Source organism: Pradoshia sp. Z5_111, assembly GCF_058267535.1.
Genome location: NZ_JBZCPQ010000002.1, coordinates 307,390 through 330,040 on the forward strand (window position 1 = coordinate 307,390; position 22,651 = coordinate 330,040).

Genomic DNA, 22,651 nt, shown 5'->3' on the forward strand with positions numbered 1-22,651 from the left:
AGGAAGTTTATTGTACTTCCCACAGCATGGCCGAGTGTCTCCTTTGATAACGGTTAGGAGGCATCACCTAATTTGGTTCATCATTAAAATAGCCCTAAAAACTTACGCTGTCTGACTGGCTGCGGCATTTCTCTCATGATCGTCTGCCCGCTAATGAGTAACTCTGCATTTTCTTCGAAATAATAGATTTGTTCCAAACCAAATTGTTTCTCAATTTCATCTAATGCTTGGTTCATCCAAAATTGTCTTGTTGATACATTATGCGCATCGGATGCCACAAAATGAATTAAGTTAGAGGATAGTAAATCCATTGATACTTTTTTAATTTTCTTCCCAAACTTACCTGCAATACTTCCGCACGTAAGCTGAGTGCTGACACCCTTTTGGACAAAGTCATATAGGAGATTTGGATTTTCAACAATGGCCATATTCCGTTCCGGATGGACCAGAATTGGATTAATACCTTTTTGTTGAAGTTCAAAAAATAATGTACTTGCATACCTTGGTATATGATTTGAAGGAAATTCAATCAAGAGATAAGAGGAATGGTTTACTGTTTGAATCAAACCCTGCTCCAGATCCTCGAGCAATTCACCGTACACCCTGACCTCTTGGCCGGGGAGAACCTTTAATGGAATTTGGTTTTTCTCCAAATGTTCATTTAATTGATCAATCTCGGGTAATAGTTTTGTTCTTATATTTTCGTACGCACCATTTTTATGATGTGGGGTTGCGATGATCGTATCGATACCTTCGCTCACAGCAAGCCTGGCCATGTCTATTGAATCCTTTAAACTTTGCGCACCATCATCTACACCTGGCAGGATATGACTATGTATGTCAATCATTTCATCAAGCAACCCCAATCGTTGTATATTTATTCCAATCAATGAATCTATCTTACTTATTTCCAATGGAAAAGTCTAGTTATTTTCCTACTTTTTACCATAATAATAGTACGTATTATCCTTCATTTTTTTGTTATTAAGAACAACACCTAGGATTTTAGCCCCAGTTTTCAATAATAATTCCTTCGTTTTGACAGCATCGTCTATCTGTGTCCGTCCGCTGCTTACTACCAGAACGACTCCCTGGCAAAGATTCGCAATAATTTGCGCATCTGTTACGGCAGTCACTGGCGGTGTATCAATAATAATGACATCAAAGTGTTCCTTTGCCTGATTAATTAAATCAGTCATCGCTCTTGATGATAGCAACTCTGCCGGGTTTGGCGGGAGCGGTCCGCTTGTCAGTACGTGCAAGCCCAAAGGCTCAACAATTTGTAATGCTTTCTCAAACTCTATTTGTCTCGTTAATACACTTGTTAATCCTACACTGTTCGTAAAAGAGAACGTATAATGCGAAGAGGGTTTGCGCAGGTCGGCATCTATGAATAAGGTCCTTTTTCCCTGTTGGGCAAAAGTCACGGCTATATTGGCAGCAGTTGTCGATTTTCCCTCTGTTGGTCCTGAGGAAGTAATCATAATCGTTTGCATTTCCTCATCTACCGAAGAAAATTGAATATTTGTTCTCAGCGTACGAAACTGCTCCGAAATCGGTGATTTTTGTTCAAAATACGTGACAAGCTTCCTTTGATTGCCGTTACCGATCTGTTTACTTTTCTTACGCGCCATGCTGTACACCTCTTCCTGATCGCTTCGCTCTTGCTCTTGATTCCATTTGAGCATTGCTTTCTTCAATTACACCAATTACACCGATAATCGGTAAATCAAGGATTCGTTCGATATCCTGCTCGGTTTTAATTGTATTGTCTAAATACTCCATTAAGAAAGCTATTCCAACACCAATCATTAATCCGACTACCATCGCAATCGCGATATTAAGTAGTGGCTGTGGTTTGATCGGTGAAGCATTCTCTGAAACTGTTGCTTTCGCTAGGATACTAACATTATCGACATTCATTATATCAACGATTTCTTCTTTAAAAATCTCTGCTGTCGTATTGGCTATTTTCGCCGCCATGTGCGGATCCTCATCTGTAACCGATACATTCACAACTTGAGAATTTTGTTCACTGGCAACGGTGATTTTATTCGTTAGCTGGCCTGCTGATAAATCCAAATTTAATTTCTCAATGACCTTATCTAATATGGCTGGACTCTTCATAATGACGTTATATGTTTCGATGAGTTGTAGATTCGTTTGAACCTCATTGTAGTTATATGCAGTTTCTTCACCCTTCGCTTGATTGACAAGTAGCTGTGTAGATGATTGATAGATTGGAGTCAAAATAAAAAAGCTTGTTACTCCGCTAATCAAAACTGCCAAAACTGTAATCATGATAATGAACCATGCCCGTTTTTTTAAGGTTTCAAATAAATCCTTCAAGCTGATAGTTTCTTCCATTTCATCCTCCGATTGACATAATATTAAACATTATACAATAAAATGACAATAATTTATCTGTTTTTTATAAATTTTATTTATTTTTTTATAATATTAGCAGTAATTATATTGTGTATCCAATGATATGGCGTATAGTCCTAAGCCAGTAAGTAATATTACAGTTTGAGCGAAAATAAAAATTAAATGTCTCGCATACTATATGTTCTGAAACTTCCATTATTAAGATAATTGAAAATGCAAAATTTTTAAAGTGGAAAATAATACTTAATTTTTAGAAATATATTTATTGTAGTAATATGTCTTTTATTCTAAGTTTAACACAAGAGAAGACAACCTTGATTTCTTAATTACTCAATTTAATTACATATCTTTGTATATCTATAGTAATTATCTAAATCTTAATTTATGTCATACTCTTTAAAAAAATCTGTGTCTGCGTTAAACTGTAACTGAGTCATCCTACTAACTCTTTCTACTTTTCGGGTAACTAAAACAGCGATACTATTAGAGGAATTTAGACTCATTTTTTCAAAACAATATAAATCATATTTATCAGCTGGAGGATGGAACATGAAATATGTCACAATATTTTTCCTTACAATATTCACCGTTCTTGTTATAGTTTTTGGACAGGTATACTGGAGTAATCAAATTGAACAAACTGTTGCTATGGAGAATGAAAAGAAGCAAGATGAGCCCAAAAAAGAAGCGAATCCCTCCTCTCAATTTGAAATTGTAGAGAATGAGGAACTTAAGAGCGCCCTTGAAAAAGCGGTTAGCAGTCATAAAAAAGCTAACATCTTGATTGCCGGCTCCAAAGCATTAGGAGATCAGGATAGCGGTTTAGGAAAAACAATCAGCCAGGAAATAAAAGATGAATTTGAAGATAGCGTAATGGTTTCCCATATAGAGTTTGCCGGTACCTCCACCCAATTATTAGCAGAAGACTTAATCAGTGATTATCAAGAAACGAAGCCAGATATTCTTATTCTTGAAGCTCTGACCCTAGCTGATAATGGCAATGTTGAAGTGGAGGATAATCACGATAATATTTCTACTATCATTGAAGAACTACAATCAATTAATGAGGATCTTTACGTGATTCTTATGCCTACTCACCCTATCCCAAATGCCACAATCTACCCGAAACAAGTGGACGCATTAAAGGAATATGCAGCAGAAAATGACTATACATACATAGATCACTGGGAAGCTTGGCCAGATTATACGAATGAAGCCGAGTTGATGGAATATTTAAAAGAGGATAAGAGCGCTCCGAATGAAAAAGGGATAGAGATTTGGAGTAAAGAGGTCTTGAAGTTATTTGGGATATAGATATTCGAGAAGCTACCTGAATCAAGGAAGCTTCTTTTTCTATTTTGATTCATAAAGTATGTCCCTAAATATGAACCACTCAATTCACTCATCATGATAAAACCAAGAAGATATCCATAATCGAAATTTCATCTTTTACTAAAGCGGCAATACAACTGTGGGGTATACAACAACTCTGATCTCATTATCTCCTAGAATCAGGAAAGAGTGTTAGAATGTAAAAAAAATGCTTTAAGGGGATATTTTATGGATAGTATGAATGCTTATTATATTATAAGATTATTTTCAGTAGTAACTTTTATATTGGCCTTAATATCATTGTTGTTAAAATTCAGACCATATGATTTTAACAAAATAGGGTCAGATACAACAACTGATAAAAATGAAATTATTAATCAGATATTCATAAATATCTTGTTTTTGTTTGCTGTATTTTTCATCATAATAATGACTCTATTATATCCAGCACCTATTACCTTACCAACTATTACGAGCAATATAAAAGACAATTATATTCCTTTAGTTGTCATCAGCGAACTAATCAGAACAAAGCCTTTTATTGAAATGGCTTATAATATTATTGGAAATGTAGTATTGTTCATTCCTTTTGGATTTTTTCTGCCACTAAAATACAATAAAATGAAGAAATTTACACAATGTGTCATGGTAGGTATTAGTTTTTCAGTCGGAATTGAAATGTGCCAATTGCTTCTTCCGCACAGACAAACTGATATTGATGATGTATTGTTAAATTCAGTAGGAGTAATATTAGGGTATTATTTATATAGACTTTACAGAAAACCTGTTGAGGACATGTATTAACAAGACATGATAGGATCATATAGCATGGCACCAACATAATGATAGATTTCTATTAATACTGTATATGAATCCGTGCAAGATCAAACTTCTAAAGATTATCAACCAGAAAAAAGACTAGCTTTTTATATGAGGGTATAAATACGCATTTCCAAAGCACTCAATTTCGGGTGCTTTTTGTTTTAGGAATAACCAATTAGATAATTAATAAATTACCCCCATTTCCCCTTCCAAATAAAATGTAATTTGAACAACAAGCCATAAAAGATAAAATATCCGATTTTTATCCTAGTTTTTTACATTCTTTAACAACCCTCTTTAAATTTATTCGGTTCATCCGATGAATAGAGAAGAACAAATAAAAAAAGAGGTGAAAGAACTTTTGGGAAAATATTTTATTAAAGCTGCCAGTTTGCTGATTTTGCTATCATTTATCATTACTCTGTTACCGGAGAAAGCAGATGCCGCCAGCTTTACATCTAAAGTCAACGCTGATGTCCTAAATGTCCGTTCCAAGGCAACTACCAAATCCTCTGTCATCGGAAAAATCAAAAAAGGCAAAGTGGTCACAGTTCAATCTGAGCAAAATAACTGGAGCAAGATTACATACGATAAGAAAACCGGCTGGGTAATGAGTACATATCTTACATATGTCAATTGGACGGGCTATGCAGAAGTAAATAATCTGTCCATTAAAAAAACGGCCTCTTCCTCTTCCAAATCTCTTGCAACTATTAACAATGGGACGGCCGTCACAGTAAAAGGGCAAACTGGAAGCTGGGTTAAAGTCTATTATTCCAGTAAAAAGATAACTGGCTGGGTATCTGCTTCAAGTTTAACTAAAGCAAAGCCAACGAAAGTTAATGCAAATCTCGGAACCTATTATGTCACAGCTACCAGCCTGAATGTTCGGGCAACAGCGAGCACAAAAGCAAAGGTTATTACAACAGTGAAGAAAAACGCTTCGGTGACTCTTCAGCAAAAGAGTGGATCCTGGGGGAAAGTGAAGACTTCTAACGGGAAAGTCGGCTGGGTAAGTTTCTCTTATCTATCTACTAAAAAACCAGTTGCGAATCTTGGTACCTATTATGTGACAGCTACGAGCTTAAATGTTCGTGAGAAAGCCAACACGAAAGCTAAGGTCATCACGACTGTAAAGAAAAACGCTGCGGTTACTCTTCAACAAAAGACTGGATCTTGGGGGAAAGTGAAAACCTCTAGCGGTAAAGTTGGCTGGGTAAGTCTCTCTTATCTTTCTACTAAAAAACTGGCTGTGAACCTAGGCAGCTATTATGTCACGGCTAGCAGTTTGAATGTACGTGAGAAGGCGAATACTTCTTCCAAAGTCATCACGACTGTGAAGAAAAGCGCTGCTCTTACTCTTCAGCAAAAAAGCGGTACTTGGGGGAAGGTGAAGACTTCAAACGGTAAAGTCGGCTGGGTAAGTCTCTCTTATCTTTCTACTAAAAAACCGGCTGTGAATCTTGGAACTTATTATGTTACGGCTAGCAGTTTGAATGTCCGTGAGAAGGCGAATACTTCCTCCAAGGTCATCACGACTGTGAAGAAAAGCGCTGCTCTTACTCTTCAGCAAAAAAGCGGTACTTGGGGGAAAGTGAAAACCTCCAACGGAAAAATCGGCTGGGTTGTTATGAAATATATTTCAACTAAAAAACCGGTCAATACGAAAACACCACAGCCGGTATCTAATAAAACAGAGTACCTGGTTACCAACGCCAACACTTCTCTGTACAAGAATGCTGACTCAAAATCTACCATATTGGCTTCAATTCCTAAAAACTCTAGTGTAATGAAACTGAATACAAATGGTAGCTTTACACAGGTAAAACTGGCATCCGGTAAGATTGGGTGGATTACAAGTAAAACACTGATCATATCCAAAAGTGTGCGAGGAAAAGTCATAGTCATTGATCCTGGTCATGGCGGGGATGATCCTGGAGCCACTGGTGTAAGTTTAGGAACAAAGGAAAAGACTATTAATTTAAGCACTGCCAATTATTTAGCGACTTTACTGAAAAATGCAGGAGCCACTGTTATTATGACACGCAACAATGATACCTTTATTTCATTAGCTAACAGAGCAGCACTCAGTAACTCCAAAAAAGCAGATGCGTTTGTGAGTATTCATTACAATGCAGCTCCAGATTCTCCATCGGCAAGAGGAATAGAGACTTATTACTATCAAAATAGCAGTCTGGCAAGTGCTATACACGGTGAATTGATTAAATCAACCGGTTTAAAAAATCGTAAGGTCAAACAAGGCAATTTCCAAGTCATCAAGAGTAATAAACAACCTGCTACCTTGTTAGAACTTGGATTTCTTTCGAATGCAACCGAGGAAAAAACCATTTCCCAAAACAGCTATCACAAGAAAGCCGCACAGGGTATTTTAAATGGCTTAAATGTATATTTCAAAAATAAATAACGTCCAGCCTGAAGCCTCCGATTATTCCTCGGGGGCTTTTAATTTTCACTAAAATCCAATCCAGCACTAAATCCCTCGAATACACTATAATAATTATCCATAAATGGATGTGATAGGGTGTCAAATCAATTGAAAGGACTAGCTGGAGCCTGGCTAACGGCTATAGGAACCATTGTTGTAGCCATCGGCTCTACTCCAAACACTGGATTATCAAACAATATACAAAGAGAACTTAATTTAGTCGGAAATGCCATGGAAGCAGTCGGTGCTGGCTTATCTGCAGATGGACAGGCTAATCAGCTCTCACTTGAATATACAGGAAGTGTATTATCCAACATAGGTTCCCTGGAGTCCTTTAGTGGGATTGCTATTGATTTTCCTAATCATACTAAAACGAATATTTCTATTCAGGGTAATTTGTTACAAGCGCTTGGCAGTGGAATCAGTGCGGCTGATGAATTTGGCGATACTACTACTTTAGGATCAGCAGAACCTTTTATCGGCAACATACTCCAAACCATGGGCAGTGTCATCCAAGTATTTGGCGTTAAAATTCAAGCTAATGACGATGATATGGGACAAAAATACATTGCCACTGGGAGTTGGATTCAAGCAATTGGCGCTGTATTGTCCGCTATCGGCCAACAATTGGAGGAAGCTCAGGAACGCGAGCCAGATATCAACGAATAGGATGCCCTCCTCTAACGGAGGGCATTTACATACAGGTTTAGTATTTGCACAGGAAGGATACAGATGGAGAATCAATCAGAGGAAACTATCAGGGCCAATTCTGTGTGTCCTCATCTGCACTTTCCAATTAAATTGAATGACTAGCTGATTAACGGCTATATACTGTAGGCAATCGGATATTCCAAGCAGGTAGATGGAATTGCTTTAAAGAATATGCCGAAAAGAAGTAGCTGCTCTCGTATCACTTGAGAAGATTGCCATGATGACTATAAGTCTAATCCCCTATTAAACGTTCTTTTATATATATTTCTTAAACTTTTTATCGACACCTCCTGCCTTCCAGATAGCAGTTTTACAGGTTTCCCTATCACTTTTCCACAGTTGCTGGCTAACCATTTCATTTAGTATTACTATTTGTTGGTATTTGTTTTGTTTCACTTCGTGTTTTTTACGGTATAAATAGAGTACAACCATTCCAAATTATGTATAAAAAAAGGAGGCGCGAAACTATGAGAATCCGAGCAGGCAGTTGGAGAATGCTTTCCAAACAAGAAAAGATCTTTATCCTAAATGCAGTCAGTCAGCGTCGGACATTTTAATCATCGCCAATCGGATGTTCCTTACCTCAAGAATAATTGTAGGGCAGGAACGTAGGTTAAGGGTCTTTTCCTCTGTTCACTTCAAAAAAATAAATAAACAAGCCTTCGCTTTATTTTACTTTCTCACTTTTCCTCAATTGTTGCTTTCAAGTAACCAATCATCCGTATCTTGACGGGTGATTATTTTATTTGGGTCTATTCATTAATCGATTGATTAATTTGATCTTCTAACACCTTTGGGTTGAAAGTATACTATACCTATAGATGGTTACATTCTTTTTCCATAAAAAATTCAATATGTATTAATTGAAATTATCTACGAATTGCCGATATAGTAGAAGTAAGTAACCGTTACTTATGACCCAATCCTAAAGGTGGTATGAGGAAAATGGCGAATCTGAAAATTTCCCCACTATTAAAAATATCCCTAATGATTATACTTATTGTCCTTTTATTCGTTGGCTTTTATTTTATAAAGGGACCGTTTCTCGATAAGGATGCTCTTGTCAAAAAGGTCGAGACTGCTCTCGCCGATCAAAATGTACGTCAGCTCTCCCGGATTCTAACCTCATCAAATGAAGACCTGGTTATTGACGAACAGAATACAAAGATTTTGATGGATTACCTCAAAAAAAACCCTGATTACACCCAAAGCCTTCTGACAGTTCTCCATGAACAATCCCGATATTATGATGAAGATACATCCCAAAAGGGCAAAGAACAGCCGAGGATTGAAGGATTTTTAACACTGAAAAAGAATACGAATTCCTGGCTGCCCGACAGCTATTCAATTGAAATCGATCCAGTTTATCTGACGATCACCACCAATTCTAAGCATGCCACCTTAATGGTAAACGGTGAACAAGTCGTTAAGGCCAACGAAGTCATTTATGAAAAGAAAGTCGGCCCCCTTCTACCGGGAGAATATAAAGTCGAGGCACAATTGAAAACAAATGATACGGATATCAACGAAAAGAAACAAGTTGTTTTGTGGAATAGTGATGAGAAAATCAACATGAATTTAAACGATGAGGAAGTCGGCTTGGATTCAAATGAATAATAAAGTACTAGATATGGAAGACAAAGATCTCTTTTACGGTCTTTGTCTTTTTTATATTGAAATATCGTAAGCTAATCAACGAGAAAGGAACTTAGGCCTATTCGCATATTATATTGTCAAAACTTCTCAGTATACTTTTACAAATAGGAATTTTGAATCAAGCACAGAAAACGAACATTCGATACTATTGTAGAAGAAGGCCCATTTTGATTCAATTTGCCATATAAAAATACTGAGGAAATCGTTTCCTCAGTATAGAAAAATTATTCCGATGTAGACAGTTCTTAATATACTGTTGGCAACTCATCCGAATTCTTATCATCCTTTTCTTTCTGTTTTACATATAAAAATTCTTCAATATAGTTAGCCAATTGTATTCACTCCGTTACTCAGTTTCACATTGTACTGTGTTGGCAATTCTGCTACTCGCGTCGGTTTCACACTGTACTGTGTTGGCAGCTCTGCTACTCGTGCTGGTTTCACACTGTACTGTGTTGGCAGCTCTGCTACTTGTGCTGGTTTCACATTGTACTGTGTTGGCAGCTCTGCTACTCGCGTCGGTTTCACACTGTACTGTGTTGGCAGCTCTGCTACTCGTGCTGGTTTCACATTGTACTGTGTTGGCAGCTCTGCTACTCGTGCTGGTTTCACACTGTACTGTGTTGGCAGCTCTGCTACTCGTGCTGGTTTCACACTGTACTGTGTTGGCAGCTCTGCTACTTGTGCTGGTTTCACATTGTACTGTGTTGGCAGCTCTGCAAGGTCTGTTTTAGATGTAGAAATTGAAAAAACACTGATTCCTAACACGCAAGCACCGATTAACATAATTTTCTTTTTCATCTGAATTCCCCTTTTCATTATTAAACTTAAAAGTATAATTGATTTATGATTATATATACATTTAACCATATATTTACTTTTATTAGATTGATGAATTCAGGGACTTTAGATTCATTTTATTCTTTATAACAAGCAAATACACAACTATTTGCCTTTAAATATAACTTTAGGAATACTCTCGGAAAGGGGATGCCATCAATGGACTTCTCCGCAATTGGTCAACGAATTAGAGAACTAAGAAAATCGCTTAAACTTTCTCAGGATGAGTTGGCACAGGGGATTTGTACACAAGCACAGATAAGTAAAATTGAAAAAGGTGACGTATATCCTTATGCTAATACTTTATACCTTATTTCAAAGAAGCTGGGAGTGGACGTCAACTACTTCTTCGAAATTGGCTCAACTCCCAGAGTAGACTATGTTAACGAAGTAAGCAGGCAACTGCGCCTAACTCGTCGCCATCTTCTCTATGATGAGATGAACCGAATTGTAAAATTAGAAGAGAATAATCCGCTTTTCACTCAAAATGGTCGTAACAAACAGCTGATTTTATGGCATAAAGGTATTTACGAGCATGCTGTAAATAATAATGCAGAAAAATCAATAGAACTGCTGCAATCAGCAATTGACTTAACGCATGTTTTAGATAAAGTTTGGAATGAGCGGGAAATAGAAGTGTTAATGTCCATGGGAGCAGTCTATGTTACGGATAACCAGAATGAAATTGCCTTAAAATTTTTTTTAGAGGCTAAAGCACACTTATCTCAATTATTTTTTATTAGCGATCATTCCATCCTTCCACGGCTTTATTATAACATCGCAAGAGTATATACAAGAATCAAACAATTCGATGAGTCCATTACATATTGTAAAAAGGGTATCCAATACTGTATAGAAAAAGACAATCTCTTTCCTTTAGCTGAATTACATTATCAAGTTAGCTACAATTACGAAAAACTTGGTGATTATTCAAAATCTATATTTTATGTGGACAAGGCTATTTCGATCTTTGAATTAAATGAAGATACGAGGTTTATGAGTTTCGTAAAGGAAAAAAAGAAATCATTAGAAGCGCGTTATTCAGAATTAAAAGAAGCTGATCAAATGATAGAATGATCAGCTTCTTCTATTATACCGTAACAATCTTAGCGCCCGTTGAAGAGGCTGCGTATATATTTACTTTCCCAAATGAGCTTGTCTGAATGGTATATACATCTTTTTGCGGATTGCCGAGTATTTCATAGGTGAGACCGCCATATTTTTTCGGGTTCAGGTAGCCTGACTCATTACCTGTAGTGGGTGACTTAGATAATGGGTAAACACGCCATGACGTAGAACCTGAAGGTAAAACAACAAATTTCTTTTTAGGAGCCGGGGCCAATGATTTTTCTATATAATTCCGTGGATCGACGGAATTAGTGTTATTGATATTCCACCGGCCCTTATGAATTTCGAAGTGAAGATGCTGGTTTGTGGCATCCCCTGTGGAACCCATATACCCCAATACATCCCCCTGTTTGACTTTATCTCCTTCTTTATACTTTCTGGAACGGCGGCGCATATGTGCATATAGTGTTTCAAAGATTTGTCCGTGTACATTATGGATAATAAAAATAACTTCTCCATGGCTTGCAGAGTAATACGAACGACTGACAACTCCACCTGCGGCAGCTCTGATCGCTACATTGCCTGGCAACGCGATATCTACTCCGAAATGTTTCTTGGATTTATAACTTTGCGTATAGCTACCGAGAGACGGTTTAATAAAGTCCATTTTTCCATCTCCTCCATGCTTGTCTTATTTATAAATTATGCAGGCATGGAGGAACGGATTGGATAATTTCGTAGTTTAAAACAAAAAGAGAGCCTGTTTTTTTATGTTAAAAACAAGGCTCTCCAATTTAATGTTGCTTACGATATTTTTTCCATACAAAATACAAAACAACTCCGGTCAGTCCACCCACTGTATCAATCATCACATCGTGAAAGAGTGGCGTGCGGTCCCCTGTAAATGACTGGTGCCATTCATCTGAGCAGGCATATAGAAAGACAATTCCCATCGTGATTGCAGTTACCTTCACTGCTCGCTGTATCCATACTCTGACGATACTGGCCAATATAAACGCCATTACTAAGTAAACGCCAAAATGGGCACCCTTACGGATAAAAAACTCAATAAAAGCCGGCAACCCTAATGCTTGCACACTTACCTCCATGCCAGCATACGTGAAGCTTATTTTTGAAAGCAAAGCTACAATCGAATCGGGAAGCTTCAAATTTTCACTCAGCAAAGGTTGAATATTTTGTTCGGTATAAGGCTGTGAGGAGGAATAAAATACAACTCCCACAATCAACAATAAAAGTATTAAACGGTATATGATCTTTTTCCTAGCATTATTCATATTCCTATCCTAGCGGAATTCATCGGTAAGGTAAATGCCAAAGGCCTGCAAAATGGAAATTTTCTCTTAATCAATCGATTGATTAATTCGTTTTGTAACATGTATTTTTGTCTATCTGTATGAGGAGAATTAAAATACCATGGCTAATAATCCCATTGCTGTATAGGTCATGCACATGATGACTAAAAGCCAGCCTATAGGGTTTGCTCTTTTAAACGCTATTTCATTAAGATAAATAAAATATCCCGTCAATAGACTTACCGTAACTAACTTGATCCAACCTGCTATATAGACATAGTTCAGGGGCACGAAAGAAGAATAGGTCCCAATACTCGATATAATCAACATGACAGTTAAAATAGTTAAAAAAGTCATGTCTCTAACAAATCTTTTTCTCCCTTTAATCTCTTCTCTACTCTTCAAATAACCTCCACCTCCTCTTTGTGACCTTAATTCCACACTGGAGGATGTTTTTCCTGCAGAAATATGTAAGAATAATTACCTATTCCAAAGAGTTCTTAAAGGGAATCCATTGCATTATCTACATAGTAAAAAGACCAAATCCCACTCCCTAAGAGCAAAATTTGGTCTTACCTTATATGATTTATGCCATACTGGCTAGTCGGTTATCTTGGTAACGGATATTTTGGATTCCAATGACGTTTAGAAATTTTTTAATTTCATTAATAGCGGCTGTTTTATGTCCGTCTATGACTGCTAGGTCCGTGACAAAGGCAATTTTCGGGTATTTTGTTTCACGTTTCTTAGGGTTTAGCATCGGCTTTTCTTCAATAAGTTGAGCGTCCATTTCCTCTTCACATGTCAGAATAACCGCTTCACCAATTTTCATGTTTTCCCAATCAAAAGAGAACGAAAATTCAATTGAACACTCACCGTCAATAAACTTTGGTTGTACTTTTACGTTTAACTCCACTATGCCCAGCCTCCTTCATTGGTTATTTGTTCCTAGTATAACAGGAGTGCCTATGAAGGTGGCCTGACCACATATGAGTAAAACACCAATATTCTTACATGTTTATTCAAAAATGCTCGCTCTGGCGCATATTTTTATAACTCCAGGAATATTCCTAGACGAATATTTTATATTCTTTATTCTACCTTTAATACCTAAAATATTCCATATGTTTTTGTAAAATTCCTTTAATTCTTTTGACCTCTTCCGCGCGAATTACCTCATAATAGATTCCATTTATTTTTTCAGCTGCACCTTCCATGCTGATATGATCAATATGCTGAACTGCCTCCTGATAGTTATTTTTTATTTTTATCATCTCTGAAATTGTGATATTTGTTTTTACATTATTCATTAAGGTAGTGGCGATTTGATCATAGTTAGTTAAGCTTCGGATATTGGCACCTGTGCGAATCACCTCACCAATTACTTCATACCGGCGCTGCTGCCGTCCTTCTTCTCCATTTGGCTCCAGCTGGCGCATGCGCATATAGGCCAAAGCTTCTTCACCATTAAGCCGGATTTTACCTTTAGCAAAATGTTGGCCATCATAAGAGAAGTCTAATTGGTTTTCAACCGTGATACCTCCGATGGCGTCCACCAACTCTTCCACCCCATCCGTATTGATACTCACATAATAATCAATCGGGATTTCTAAAAATTGTTCAACGGTCTCCATCGATAGTTCCGCTCCGCCTTCTTGATAGGCTTGGCTGATTTTATCCCAATTCTCGCTTCTAGCAATTTTTACTCTTGTATCCTGTGGAATACCGAGCATTTTTATATTATTGTGTTCCGGATTGACCGTTATGACCATAGTAGTATCCGGTCTGCCGTTTGTATCAATACCTAGCAGCAATAATGAGAATGGCTCTTTTTTAGTTAAATCAAGCTGTTCTTCTCGATAGGGTGATTGACGTTCCCGCAGTGGATCCTTTATTGCTTGAAAGGCCTGATAAATAGGATATCCGACAACCATGACAATCACAATTACGAAGCCGGAAATCCATAACCATCTATATTTCTTTCGTTTATCTGCACCTCGATTTACATTCATCGCATTCTCTTCTTTTTAGTTTTTATCTTTAGTCTTCTACTTTCCTCCCCCTTTTCATACGTTTTTTTGATCAGTTTTGTTACAATTAAGATTAAACTTGGTTAAACTGTCTCGTAAGGAGAATGATATATGCACGATGCACTTAAATTCTACGGGGAGCGAATTTCGGATATTCTCTCTCCTAAATCAACTAATGATGTTAATTTAGTTTCGAAGGGTCTTGTTCTTTATCGTCAAGGGACAGTGGTAAAGCTATCGATCGAATCTGATCTTATTCAAGGTGTCGTACAGGACGTGACAAAGGTGAACGTCACTTTGGATTTAAGTTTTCCAAGCAATAGCTCTTGTTCCTGTCCAGCGATTGATTTATGCCGGCATCAGCTGGCTGTATTCTTTGCTGCCTACAGTAAGGAAGCCAGCGTAACTGAATGGGTGGATCATTGGAAGAACAAAGAGGACCCCATGTTCCGTTTAAAGGAATCACTAAAAAATGGCCCAGTATATAAAGAAAAAAGCAAGCCTGCTAAACCGGAGCATACATACAGTGCCTGGAAGGAATTTTTTATCCATACCGCACGGGAAGAATTAGCCATCCCTCCTTACTTTATGGCCGGGATCAACCGCTCTGCATCAAATTTTCAGCGTGCGATTCAGCGCAGCGAGCCCTCCAATCAGCAATGGGTGCCTTTATACCGCAGCATTGCCTATTATATGGGCTTGGTACATTTATTTGATCTGCAAAGCCGTACAAAGGATCACTTTCAGGAAGAACTGCTGGAATCCATGATTCACGAACTGTTCCTTGCCTTTAGGGATGAGGTTCATCGGTTTGAATCCTCCATCCGTCCATTTGATTCAGAGGAGTTCATCCATTCCTGGATTGGAGAAACAAAGAATTTGCCAACCGGAGAAATGGGAAGCGGCTACTATCGCTGGGATATCTATCGCACGATTTGGACAAATATTATTACGACAAAAGAAGAGCGTGCAGCTGAAATAGATCGTTTATCAAACCAGCTCCCGGCTCTCGCCGACTCCTTGCAAATTGAGTTGGTCTTTTGGATGATGATTCACATATATATGGTCGATGGCAAGGATGAACAGGCGTTGGATTGTTTAAATAAGCTTGGTCCGATTTCCTGCTTCTTCCTTACCTTTGTGTTAGAGGAACTGCATAATGCAAAGGAACATGCACGAATGGTTCCCTTTGTTGATTTCTTCTCAAAAAATATTAAAGCTTATTTGCATGATTATCAGACTCAGGAGTATAAGAGAACTCGATTTTTATATAATGCCCTGCAAATAATTCGTCCTTTTTGCTCAGCCGCCAAACGGTTCGACTTACTTGAACGTATTCTAAGGGAAACCATTCCTTACTCCCTTATTCCATATTCACACTATTTGTATGAGAAGAAGGAGTATAAAAAATGGGTCGAGCTCCAGGTTGCTGAGCGTGTTGATGTCCTATACGAGTGGGCCAATCAAACAAAGGAAATTCAAAAGGAACAGCCGGAAGTTCTCCTTCCTATTCTTCATCTGCAGGTCGTTAATTTGATTGCAGCTAAAAACCGTTCATCCTACCGGGAAGCGGTCCGTTATCTGAAAAAGCTGAGAACTATTTATAAAAAGCTTAAGCGCGTAAACGTTTGGGAATCTTATATTGAATATATCAGCGACGATAATAAGCGATTACGTGCTTTTCAGGAAGAACTAAAGAAAGGAAAGTTAATTGATGCAGCTGATTGAGACTCTTCATATTCAAATTGAATTACTTGAAGGCGGACGCGTCTTTATTTATGGAACAGATGAGGGTGAGCCTGTTCCTGCCGAATTGTGGGCAACAAGCTTCTTTCTGTGGGACGCAGATAGTTTCTTTGGGACGAAAGTGGATATCCAAACACTTGATGGTAAAAGCGGCGTCCTCATGAGCGCTCATAAATGGATGAAGGTGCTGGCAGAAGAGCCTTTTAACAGCTTTATTAATTGGTCCTGGTCCAATTGGGCATCCATTAGTTTAGCTTTAGCTCAATCCTTATATGAAACCGTTGAAAACGGAACGGTTATGCCTGATTTTAACGATACAAATCATGATGGCATTACTTTCCCGCTTCCACAGGAAATTCTCGAAGACTTCCAGGATTCCTTTTGGGAACAGGAAATGGCCAGACACGAGCTTGACGGTATCCAAACAATAACGGTTCGGCGTTTTGCGGAGGAATGGTTAAATGAAGCGATTAAAGACCGTCCCGGCAATCATCGCGTAGGTGATTTGCTTGATTTGTTTACTGAAAAAAATATCTCCACCAAGGTACTCAGCCGCTTCTTTGAAGGAGACCGTTGGGAAATTTGGACCGGTGCCAAAGAAGATGAATTGCCTTTTTCTATGGGAATGCGCCTGAGCGAGCCTGATTTTGCAGCGGGTGATGAGGTTGACCAATGGAAGCTAGAACCGTTTATGCGCGGCAAGCGAAATGAGGAGCAATTTTTCGTTTGGGATGATCGCCATAGGATTCCTTTTGCCTGGAAAAAGCATATAGAGATGGCTGAGAAGGAAATCGCTCGCTGGAAGGATATTTTCCCTTGGATTGATGATATTGTCACTGAGGATCAGGCCTGGGATTTCTTAACGGATGCCTCCGAGGTCCTGCACATGCTTGGCGTAGAAATTCTATTACCATCATGGTGGCAGGCAATCAAGGATGCCAAAATCGCCATGAAGGCTAAAGTGAAAAATTCGCCAAGCCGCCGAAAATCATTTGTGGGTATGAACGCCTTGCTCGACTATAATTGGCGCTTCTCCGTCAATGGTGCTGAGGTTTCCGAGGAGGAATTTAACAAGCTTGTTGAGGAAAAACGAAAGCTTGTCTACATTAGAGGCCGCTGGGTGAAACTGGACCCTGCCTTGATGAGACGCATGCAGGAGTTGAAGAAGGAAGCAGATGAGCGCGGATTGCGTATCAATGATTTACTTCAGCAGGAGTTCGCACAGGATGAGGAGCTTGAGGATGAGAACGAAGGGGATTATGCACGAATCCAATTTGAACTGAACAGTGACCTAAGACGCTTTATGACACGCATCAACTCACTTCAGGATATCCCGACTGTTCATGTGCCAGATGCCTTCCAGGGCGAATTACGGCCGTATCAGCAACAGGGAATGAGCTGGCTGATGTTCTTACGTGAATATGGATTCGGTGCCTGTCTGGCCGATGATATGGGTCTAGGGAAAACGATTCAGCTCATCAGTTATCTGTTAGCGGTTGAGGCGAAGAATGGTCCAACAAAATCACCATCCTTGATTGTCTGTCCAACTTCCGTGCTTGGAAACTGGCAGAAGGAGTTTGAAAAGTTCGCTCCATCTATGAACGTACATCTTCATTATGGCCCAAGTCGTATGAAGGGTGAACAGTTTAAGGATGGGCTTGGCAATGCCGATGTGATTCTGACAACCTTTGGTTTGCTTCATCAGGATGAGGAAGACTTTTTATCCATGCAATGGAATGCAGTTGTGCTCGACGAAGCGCAGAATATCAAGAATTCCCATACGAAACAATCCCGTTCTGCCCGTAAGCTTGAAGGCATTCATCACATCGCCTTAACCGGCACTCCAATGGAAAATAGACTGAGTGAGCTTTGGTCCATTTTTGATTTTATTAATAAGGGCTATCTTGGCTCACAAACGCAATTTGATAAAAACTTTGCCGGACCGATTGAACGCAATGGTGATAAGAATAAAATTGCTACCCTGCAAAGGCTTATTCAGCCTTTCCTTTTAAGAAGGACGAAAAAGGATGAAGAGGTTGCTCTCAATCTGCCAGATAAATTGGAGCAAAAGGAGTTTATCAGTCTAACAACCGAGCAAGCCGCTTTATACGAACAGCTTGTTAAAGATACGCTAGATCAGGTTGAAAAACTGAGCGGTTTCGAACGGAAAGGGCTTATTTTGCAGATGCTAACCAAGCTGAAGCAAATCTGTAATCACCCTGCCCTTTATTTAAAGGAAGAGGCACCAAAGCATATTCTTCATCGATCCGGAAAAATGGAAAAGCTAATCGAATTGCTCGATATCATTTATGAACAGGATGAAAGTGTGCTTATTTTTACCCAATACATTGAAATGGGTAATATGATTAAGCAAATCGCTGAGCGCCGCTATGGACACGTTGTTCCATTCCTGAACGGCAGCGCCAATAAAAAACAACGGGATACCATGGTGGCCGATTTTCAGGATGGCAAGTATCCGATTCTTCTGCTTTCCCTGAAAGCCGGCGGTACAGGGCTTAACCTGACAGCTGCCAACCATGTCATTCACTATGACCGTTGGTGGAATCCAGCTGTTGAAAATCAGGCAACTGACCGTGCCTACCGTATTGGACAAACGCGCTTTGTACATGTCCATAAGATGGTTTCCTCCGGTACACTTGAGGAGAAAATTGACGTTATGTTGGAGAAAAAACAATCGCTTAATGATGAAATTGTCCAAAGCGACAATTGGATCACCGAGCTGTCCTCGGACGAATTAAAGGATTTGCTGGTGCTTGAAAGGTAAAGTTTTTAAGCCATCCCCTTTTCATAATTGGGGGATGGTTTTTTTGTGCATATGGAAGTCGAAATAATAAAAATTGATTATACAAATAAAATAATTTACAGTTATTAGTAACAAGAAATGGAAACAGAGGTGAGAAAACTGAGTTTTAAAGAGGTTGTACAAACTTTTGAGAAGACACAAGATTTAGCTGATGCACCGCTTACGTATATTGCAGTGATCTGTTGGACCATCATTGGAATAGCTATTTTCTATCATGTCATACGTGATTGGAGATCTTTATCCAGTGTTGCGGTTGGTATAAGAGTAATTTCCTTGGCCGCTGTTGGCTTCATCGCGTTTCACTTATATACGACGATCTCTGAATATGATTATTCACTTGATGAGGAAAAATGGAAACAGGATTATTTACTTGCTTACTTGGATTCACAGCCTGAAGAGAGGCGCGCCATTAAACAGGTAGAGGCAACAAATACAGATAGTGACAAGACAATCTCTTCAATGCATCTAAAAAAGGGATCACCTACCGTACACGTGAAATTTTTAACTGTCGGGAAGAATGGCGATAAACAGGAAATTTCTACCCAAGTAAAGATTAAACACGTTCAGGCAGATACAGATCCATATCTCACCTATAAAACGATTGAAGAAAAATTATCCGATCAATATAGAGATGATATGTATTATGAAACGACTCTATATATCAATCAAGATAGCAATTTGTATAAATAAAGAAAGAGGATTTCCTCTTTCTTTTTTTAAGCAATTTATTTACTTACCCTCTTATAAATACAGTCAAACCACTTATTTGACGAAATTTCTTCTTCATTGTATACTTTTCTACATTATTCCTTCTTTTTCCACATTTTTATATCCATTTATGTAGTAATTTGTTGTGAATGTATAGTCACGGGCCTGGCATATTATATAGTATATGCCCAATTACAGCCAGATTAATTAACAGGAGTTGCTTGCATTAATGATCCTAGAAGAAAAAATCTCTTTTGAACGTACTTTAAATCGCCCCTCTAGACTAGCGAAAACAGTCTTACGTAATCATTCAACTATCCTATCCGATTTCCAGCTTAAACAAATACTCAATTTACTTTATGACGATTATAAATACTTAGGAATGACCGTTTCCATATACGATCATCCAGATCAAGTCATCGCAGACCGAACCCATTATGGAAAGGAATTTATTGATGATTGGTGTTATGAGGATTCTTTAAATGGCACATTGGGCGGATATCATAAGCTTGGTAAGATTGCTTTATTTCCCTTTAACCATAAGGTAAAAAACAAAAAATACGAGCTCGGGCTTATGCAGCTCTTTTTACTTCAGGATCTCTTTCATGAAATTCGCCATGCCTACCAGCGTGTCTATATGAAGAGGCAGTATAATACACCTTATGTCAACACAGGCAGCAATGGCTATCAATCACAATGGGTTGAACGGGATGCTAACATGTTTGCCCAAAGGATGATTGAGAAGCATCGCAACTCCATTAACACCATTTTGAATATCGACTTCCTATGGCAAAGCTGCTGGGGACGTTTTTACGTAACGATTGTACACCAATAGAAATCAAAAGGAGACTCCATTAGGAGCCTCCTTTCTCTTACAATTTCTCAAGTAGTAACTCGCCTAATTTACGAATCATATCCCCACGGCTAATTACACCCACAACCTCACGATTTCCATTGACTACAGGTATCTTTTTGAAGTGGTGTGTTGCCAGCAGCTTGAGTACATCTTCAAGCTCATCCTCTTCTCGAACAAAGACTACTTTTTTCTTCATAATAGCTTTAACCGGAGATTCACTTTTTGATTTTAAGGTTTCATCCAACTCTTCTATATAAGTGACATAAGAGGAAATGAAGGCTTTTGGGTTCATATATCTCAGGACATCCCCATCTGTTACGATCCCCAACAGTTTATTGTTTGGATCGACCAGAGGAAGTCCTCCGATTTTATGTTTCATCAATACTTCCAGCAATGTTTTAATACTTGCATCTTCATTTAAACTAATTACATCCTTGATCATGAAATCCTTTGCTTTCACCTTAAATCCCTCCTGGCTGTAATAAGAAAATATGTATCTACCGTTATCTTACCAATAATTTCAATTCTATTTCTAATAGAAATTTACCTTTTAGCAAAATAATTATCCCAAAACTGAAAAAAGCCGCGCATTGGCGGCTATCAAGAGGGGGTATAACTTTTATAAGTGTATTGGAGGCATTTTGTGTGCAGATTATGTTTGTGAGGGATTAATGTTCGTGGAGTTGATACGTTTGTTCACATAATTGATATTGAAGCTCCTTCATGTTAGACAATTCTTTTATGAGGATTTGCAGAGTCTGTTCGATTTTTCTCAAATCTGACTCACTTTTGGATACACGGCTATTTACACTGCCAACGATTCGGATTAAATCAGCGACTACTTCCCGCTCGTTCATAAAATAGGCACTGCGTTCGTTTCCAGACTGCCTTCATGAAGGTTATTCACCCGTTTACGATCTAAAAAGTTAACACTTTCCACTATAACTTCTGTTACATACGTACGCTTTCCTTCTGGATTTTCATAATTACGTGTATGAATTCTTCCAACGATACTGACTACAGAACCTTTTTGACAATAGGATGCTGTATTTTCAGCTGCCCGACTCCAAATTGTGCAGTTTACAAAGTCCGTCCCATACTCGCCATCTGCATTCTTAAAATTCCTTGTAACAGCCAAAGTAATGTTTGATACAGCTTTGCCTTCCGGTGTATAACGCAGATCAGGATCCTTCGTCAGCCTTCCAACAAGCGCAACCTGATTTAACATACTACCTTCACCTCTCTTTTATATAGCTTACAGAGGTATCATAAAAGAGTTATGGTTAAAAGTAAAAGAGGCGATTTGGGACTTTAGAGGGAGATTTTCACTCAAATTTCCTTTTTGAATATATAAATATGGTGTTTGTAATCAATATTTATAATCTGTGAATTATTTAACAAACTCTTCGACAAACAATATAAATATTTTTTCTTTTTTTTACCATGCTATAATGAACATATAATAATTTAAAATTGGAGGTAAGTTGATGAAAACCTTTAAGTTAGTTTCCTTGCAGTTACTTCCAGACAATCAGCATCCAACCGAATTACATATCCTAGACGGATTAATTATTAATAAAGAAAATGAGGCAAACACTTGGCTTATTGAGGCAGTCGTTGATTATGAACATTTCAATCTTTTCAAGGAAATCACTGCTGATACTGACAAGCTTACCGTTAGCTGTATCATCACAAAGAAGGATAATATCCCTGCCTACTTCGATGCAACTATCGCTGATGTCCGCAAGATGGATCAATTCGCCAGCATCCTGTTTCGGGCAAAGATTCGCAATCGCAGAAGAGAAGCCGTTGAATTCCTATTGGATACACTAGTAGATGAAGGATATAATGGTGAGGATTTAAAAAACGCCTTTAAAGAAGGCCTGGGTAATAAATAACAGCTGGCGAGAT

General features: G+C 38.3%; 23 protein-coding genes. 11 read left to right on the forward strand and 12 right to left on the reverse strand.

Translation table 11 applies throughout. The annotated features are described in order from the left end of the window. Positions 1–83 precede the first annotated feature (83 nt). The 3 genes from AC4D4A_RS05730 to AC4D4A_RS05740 form a co-directional block, all read right to left on the reverse strand. Positions 84–848: a tyrosine-protein phosphatase gene (locus AC4D4A_RS05730; RefSeq protein WP_490995002.1), complete on the reverse strand. Its 765-nt coding sequence runs from the start codon at positions 846–848 to the stop codon at positions 84–86. Between the two features lie 87 nt (positions 849–935). Then, complete coding sequence (locus AC4D4A_RS05735) at positions 936–1,634, reverse strand: CpsD/CapB family tyrosine-protein kinase (protein ID WP_490995003.1); 699 nt, start codon at positions 1,632–1,634, stop codon at positions 936–938. Continuing rightward, a complete protein-coding gene (locus tag AC4D4A_RS05740; RefSeq protein ID WP_490995004.1) occupies positions 1,624–2,367 on the reverse strand; it encodes a YveK family protein in 744 nt (247 codons plus the stop codon). Before AC4D4A_RS05740 ends, AC4D4A_RS05735 begins: the two co-directional genes overlap by 11 nt. Positions 2,368–2,937: 570 nt before the next feature. On the opposite strand from AC4D4A_RS05740, the gene AC4D4A_RS05745 reads away from it, so the two are divergent. The 5 genes from AC4D4A_RS05745 to AC4D4A_RS05765 all read left to right on the forward strand — a co-directional run bounded on the left by AC4D4A_RS05745 (position 2,938) and on the right by AC4D4A_RS05765 (position 9,316). Then, positions 2,938–3,702: an SGNH/GDSL hydrolase family protein gene (locus AC4D4A_RS05745; protein WP_490995005.1), complete on the forward strand. Its 765-nt coding sequence runs from the start codon at positions 2,938–2,940 to the stop codon at positions 3,700–3,702. A 246-nt stretch (positions 3,703–3,948) separates the two neighbouring features. Further along, a complete protein-coding gene (locus AC4D4A_RS05750; protein WP_490995006.1) occupies positions 3,949–4,524 on the forward strand; it encodes a VanZ family protein in 576 nt (191 codons plus the stop codon). 379 nt (positions 4,525–4,903) lie between these two features. Next, entirely contained in the window at positions 4,904–6,967 is a 2,064-nt protein-coding gene (locus tag AC4D4A_RS05755) for an N-acetylmuramoyl-L-alanine amidase family protein (protein ID WP_490995007.1), read from the forward strand. A 117-nt stretch (positions 6,968–7,084) separates the two neighbouring features. Continuing rightward, positions 7,085–7,657: a DUF6944 family repetitive protein gene (locus tag AC4D4A_RS05760; RefSeq protein ID WP_490995008.1), complete on the forward strand. Its 573-nt coding sequence runs from the start codon at positions 7,085–7,087 to the stop codon at positions 7,655–7,657. Positions 7,658–8,644: 987 nt separating this feature from the next. Then, positions 8,645–9,316 carry a TcaA second domain-containing protein gene (locus tag AC4D4A_RS05765; protein ID WP_490995009.1) on the forward strand — a complete coding sequence of 224 codons (672 nt, stop codon included), beginning with the start codon at positions 8,645–8,647 and terminating at the stop codon, positions 9,314–9,316. Positions 9,317–9,679: 363 nt separating this feature from the next. On the opposite strand, the gene AC4D4A_RS05770 is transcribed toward AC4D4A_RS05765, so the two are convergent. Continuing rightward, positions 9,680–10,156, reverse strand: coding sequence for a ribosomal eL19 family protein (locus tag AC4D4A_RS05770; RefSeq protein WP_490995010.1), 477 nt, complete (start codon positions 10,154–10,156; stop codon positions 9,680–9,682). A 198-nt stretch (positions 10,157–10,354) separates the two neighbouring features. Here AC4D4A_RS05770 and AC4D4A_RS05775 point away from each other — a divergent pair, with 198 nt between their 5' ends. Further along, positions 10,355–11,272 (forward strand): helix-turn-helix domain-containing protein, encoded by a 918-nt coding sequence (locus tag AC4D4A_RS05775; protein WP_490995011.1) that lies wholly within the window; start codon positions 10,355–10,357, stop codon positions 11,270–11,272. Positions 11,273–11,285: 13 nt separating this feature from the next. On the opposite strand, the gene AC4D4A_RS05780 is transcribed toward AC4D4A_RS05775, so the two are convergent. The 5 genes from AC4D4A_RS05780 to AC4D4A_RS05800 all read right to left on the reverse strand — a co-directional run bounded on the left by AC4D4A_RS05780 (position 11,286) and on the right by AC4D4A_RS05800 (position 14,588). Beyond that, positions 11,286–11,930 (reverse strand): M23 family metallopeptidase, encoded by a 645-nt coding sequence (locus AC4D4A_RS05780; protein WP_490995012.1) that lies wholly within the window; start codon positions 11,928–11,930, stop codon positions 11,286–11,288. Between the two features lie 127 nt (positions 11,931–12,057). After that, positions 12,058–12,558, reverse strand: a complete 501-nt coding sequence (locus tag AC4D4A_RS05785) for a VanZ family protein (RefSeq protein WP_490995013.1) — start codon at positions 12,556–12,558, stop codon at positions 12,058–12,060. 129 nt (positions 12,559–12,687) lie between these two features. After that, a complete protein-coding gene (locus AC4D4A_RS05790; RefSeq protein ID WP_490995014.1) occupies positions 12,688–12,981 on the reverse strand; it encodes a hypothetical protein in 294 nt (97 codons plus the stop codon). A gap of 181 nt (positions 12,982–13,162) precedes the next feature. Beyond that, a complete protein-coding gene (locus tag AC4D4A_RS05795) occupies positions 13,163–13,492 on the reverse strand; it encodes a hypothetical protein (protein WP_066105755.1) in 330 nt (109 codons plus the stop codon). Between the two features lie 187 nt (positions 13,493–13,679). Continuing rightward, a complete protein-coding gene (locus AC4D4A_RS05800; RefSeq protein WP_490995015.1) occupies positions 13,680–14,588 on the reverse strand; it encodes an LCP family glycopolymer transferase in 909 nt (302 codons plus the stop codon). Positions 14,589–14,717: 129 nt separating this feature from the next. On the opposite strand from AC4D4A_RS05800, the gene AC4D4A_RS05805 reads away from it, so the two are divergent. From AC4D4A_RS05805 to AC4D4A_RS05820, 4 genes are all read left to right on the forward strand, one after another. Then, entirely contained in the window at positions 14,718–16,334 is a 1,617-nt protein-coding gene (locus tag AC4D4A_RS05805) for an SWIM zinc finger family protein (RefSeq protein ID WP_490995016.1), read from the forward strand. Then, a complete protein-coding gene (locus AC4D4A_RS05810; protein ID WP_490995017.1) occupies positions 16,321–19,137 on the forward strand; it encodes a DEAD/DEAH box helicase in 2,817 nt (938 codons plus the stop codon). Before AC4D4A_RS05805 ends, AC4D4A_RS05810 begins: the two co-directional genes overlap by 14 nt. A gap of 129 nt (positions 19,138–19,266) precedes the next feature. After that, positions 19,267–19,866 carry a hypothetical protein gene (locus AC4D4A_RS05815; RefSeq protein ID WP_490995018.1) on the forward strand — a complete coding sequence of 200 codons (600 nt, stop codon included), beginning with the start codon at positions 19,267–19,269 and terminating at the stop codon, positions 19,864–19,866. Positions 19,867–20,113: 247 nt separating this feature from the next. Beyond that, positions 20,114–20,719: a DUF3920 family protein gene (locus AC4D4A_RS05820; RefSeq protein ID WP_490995019.1), complete on the forward strand. Its 606-nt coding sequence runs from the start codon at positions 20,114–20,116 to the stop codon at positions 20,717–20,719. Positions 20,720–20,756: 37 nt separating this feature from the next. Here the strand turns inward: AC4D4A_RS05820 and AC4D4A_RS05825 are convergent, their stop codons facing one another. The 3 genes from AC4D4A_RS05825 to ssb form a co-directional block, all read right to left on the reverse strand. Next, positions 20,757–21,200 (reverse strand): CBS domain-containing protein, encoded by a 444-nt coding sequence (locus tag AC4D4A_RS05825; protein WP_490995020.1) that lies wholly within the window; start codon positions 21,198–21,200, stop codon positions 20,757–20,759. Positions 21,201–21,408: 208 nt separating this feature from the next. After that, positions 21,409–21,597, reverse strand: a complete 189-nt coding sequence (locus tag AC4D4A_RS05830; protein WP_066105730.1) for a hypothetical protein — start codon at positions 21,595–21,597, stop codon at positions 21,409–21,411. Further along, the gene (ssb, locus tag AC4D4A_RS05835) at positions 21,594–21,968 is read right to left on the reverse strand and encodes a single-stranded DNA-binding protein (protein WP_490995021.1); all 375 of its coding nucleotides are present in this window, start codon (positions 21,966–21,968) and stop codon (positions 21,594–21,596) included. Before ssb ends, AC4D4A_RS05830 begins: the two co-directional genes overlap by 4 nt. A gap of 259 nt (positions 21,969–22,227) precedes the next feature. Here ssb and AC4D4A_RS05840 point away from each other — a divergent pair, with 259 nt between their 5' ends. Continuing rightward, entirely contained in the window at positions 22,228–22,638 is a 411-nt protein-coding gene (locus AC4D4A_RS05840) for a YwpF family protein (RefSeq protein ID WP_139892094.1), read from the forward strand. Positions 22,639–22,651 lie beyond the last annotated feature (13 nt).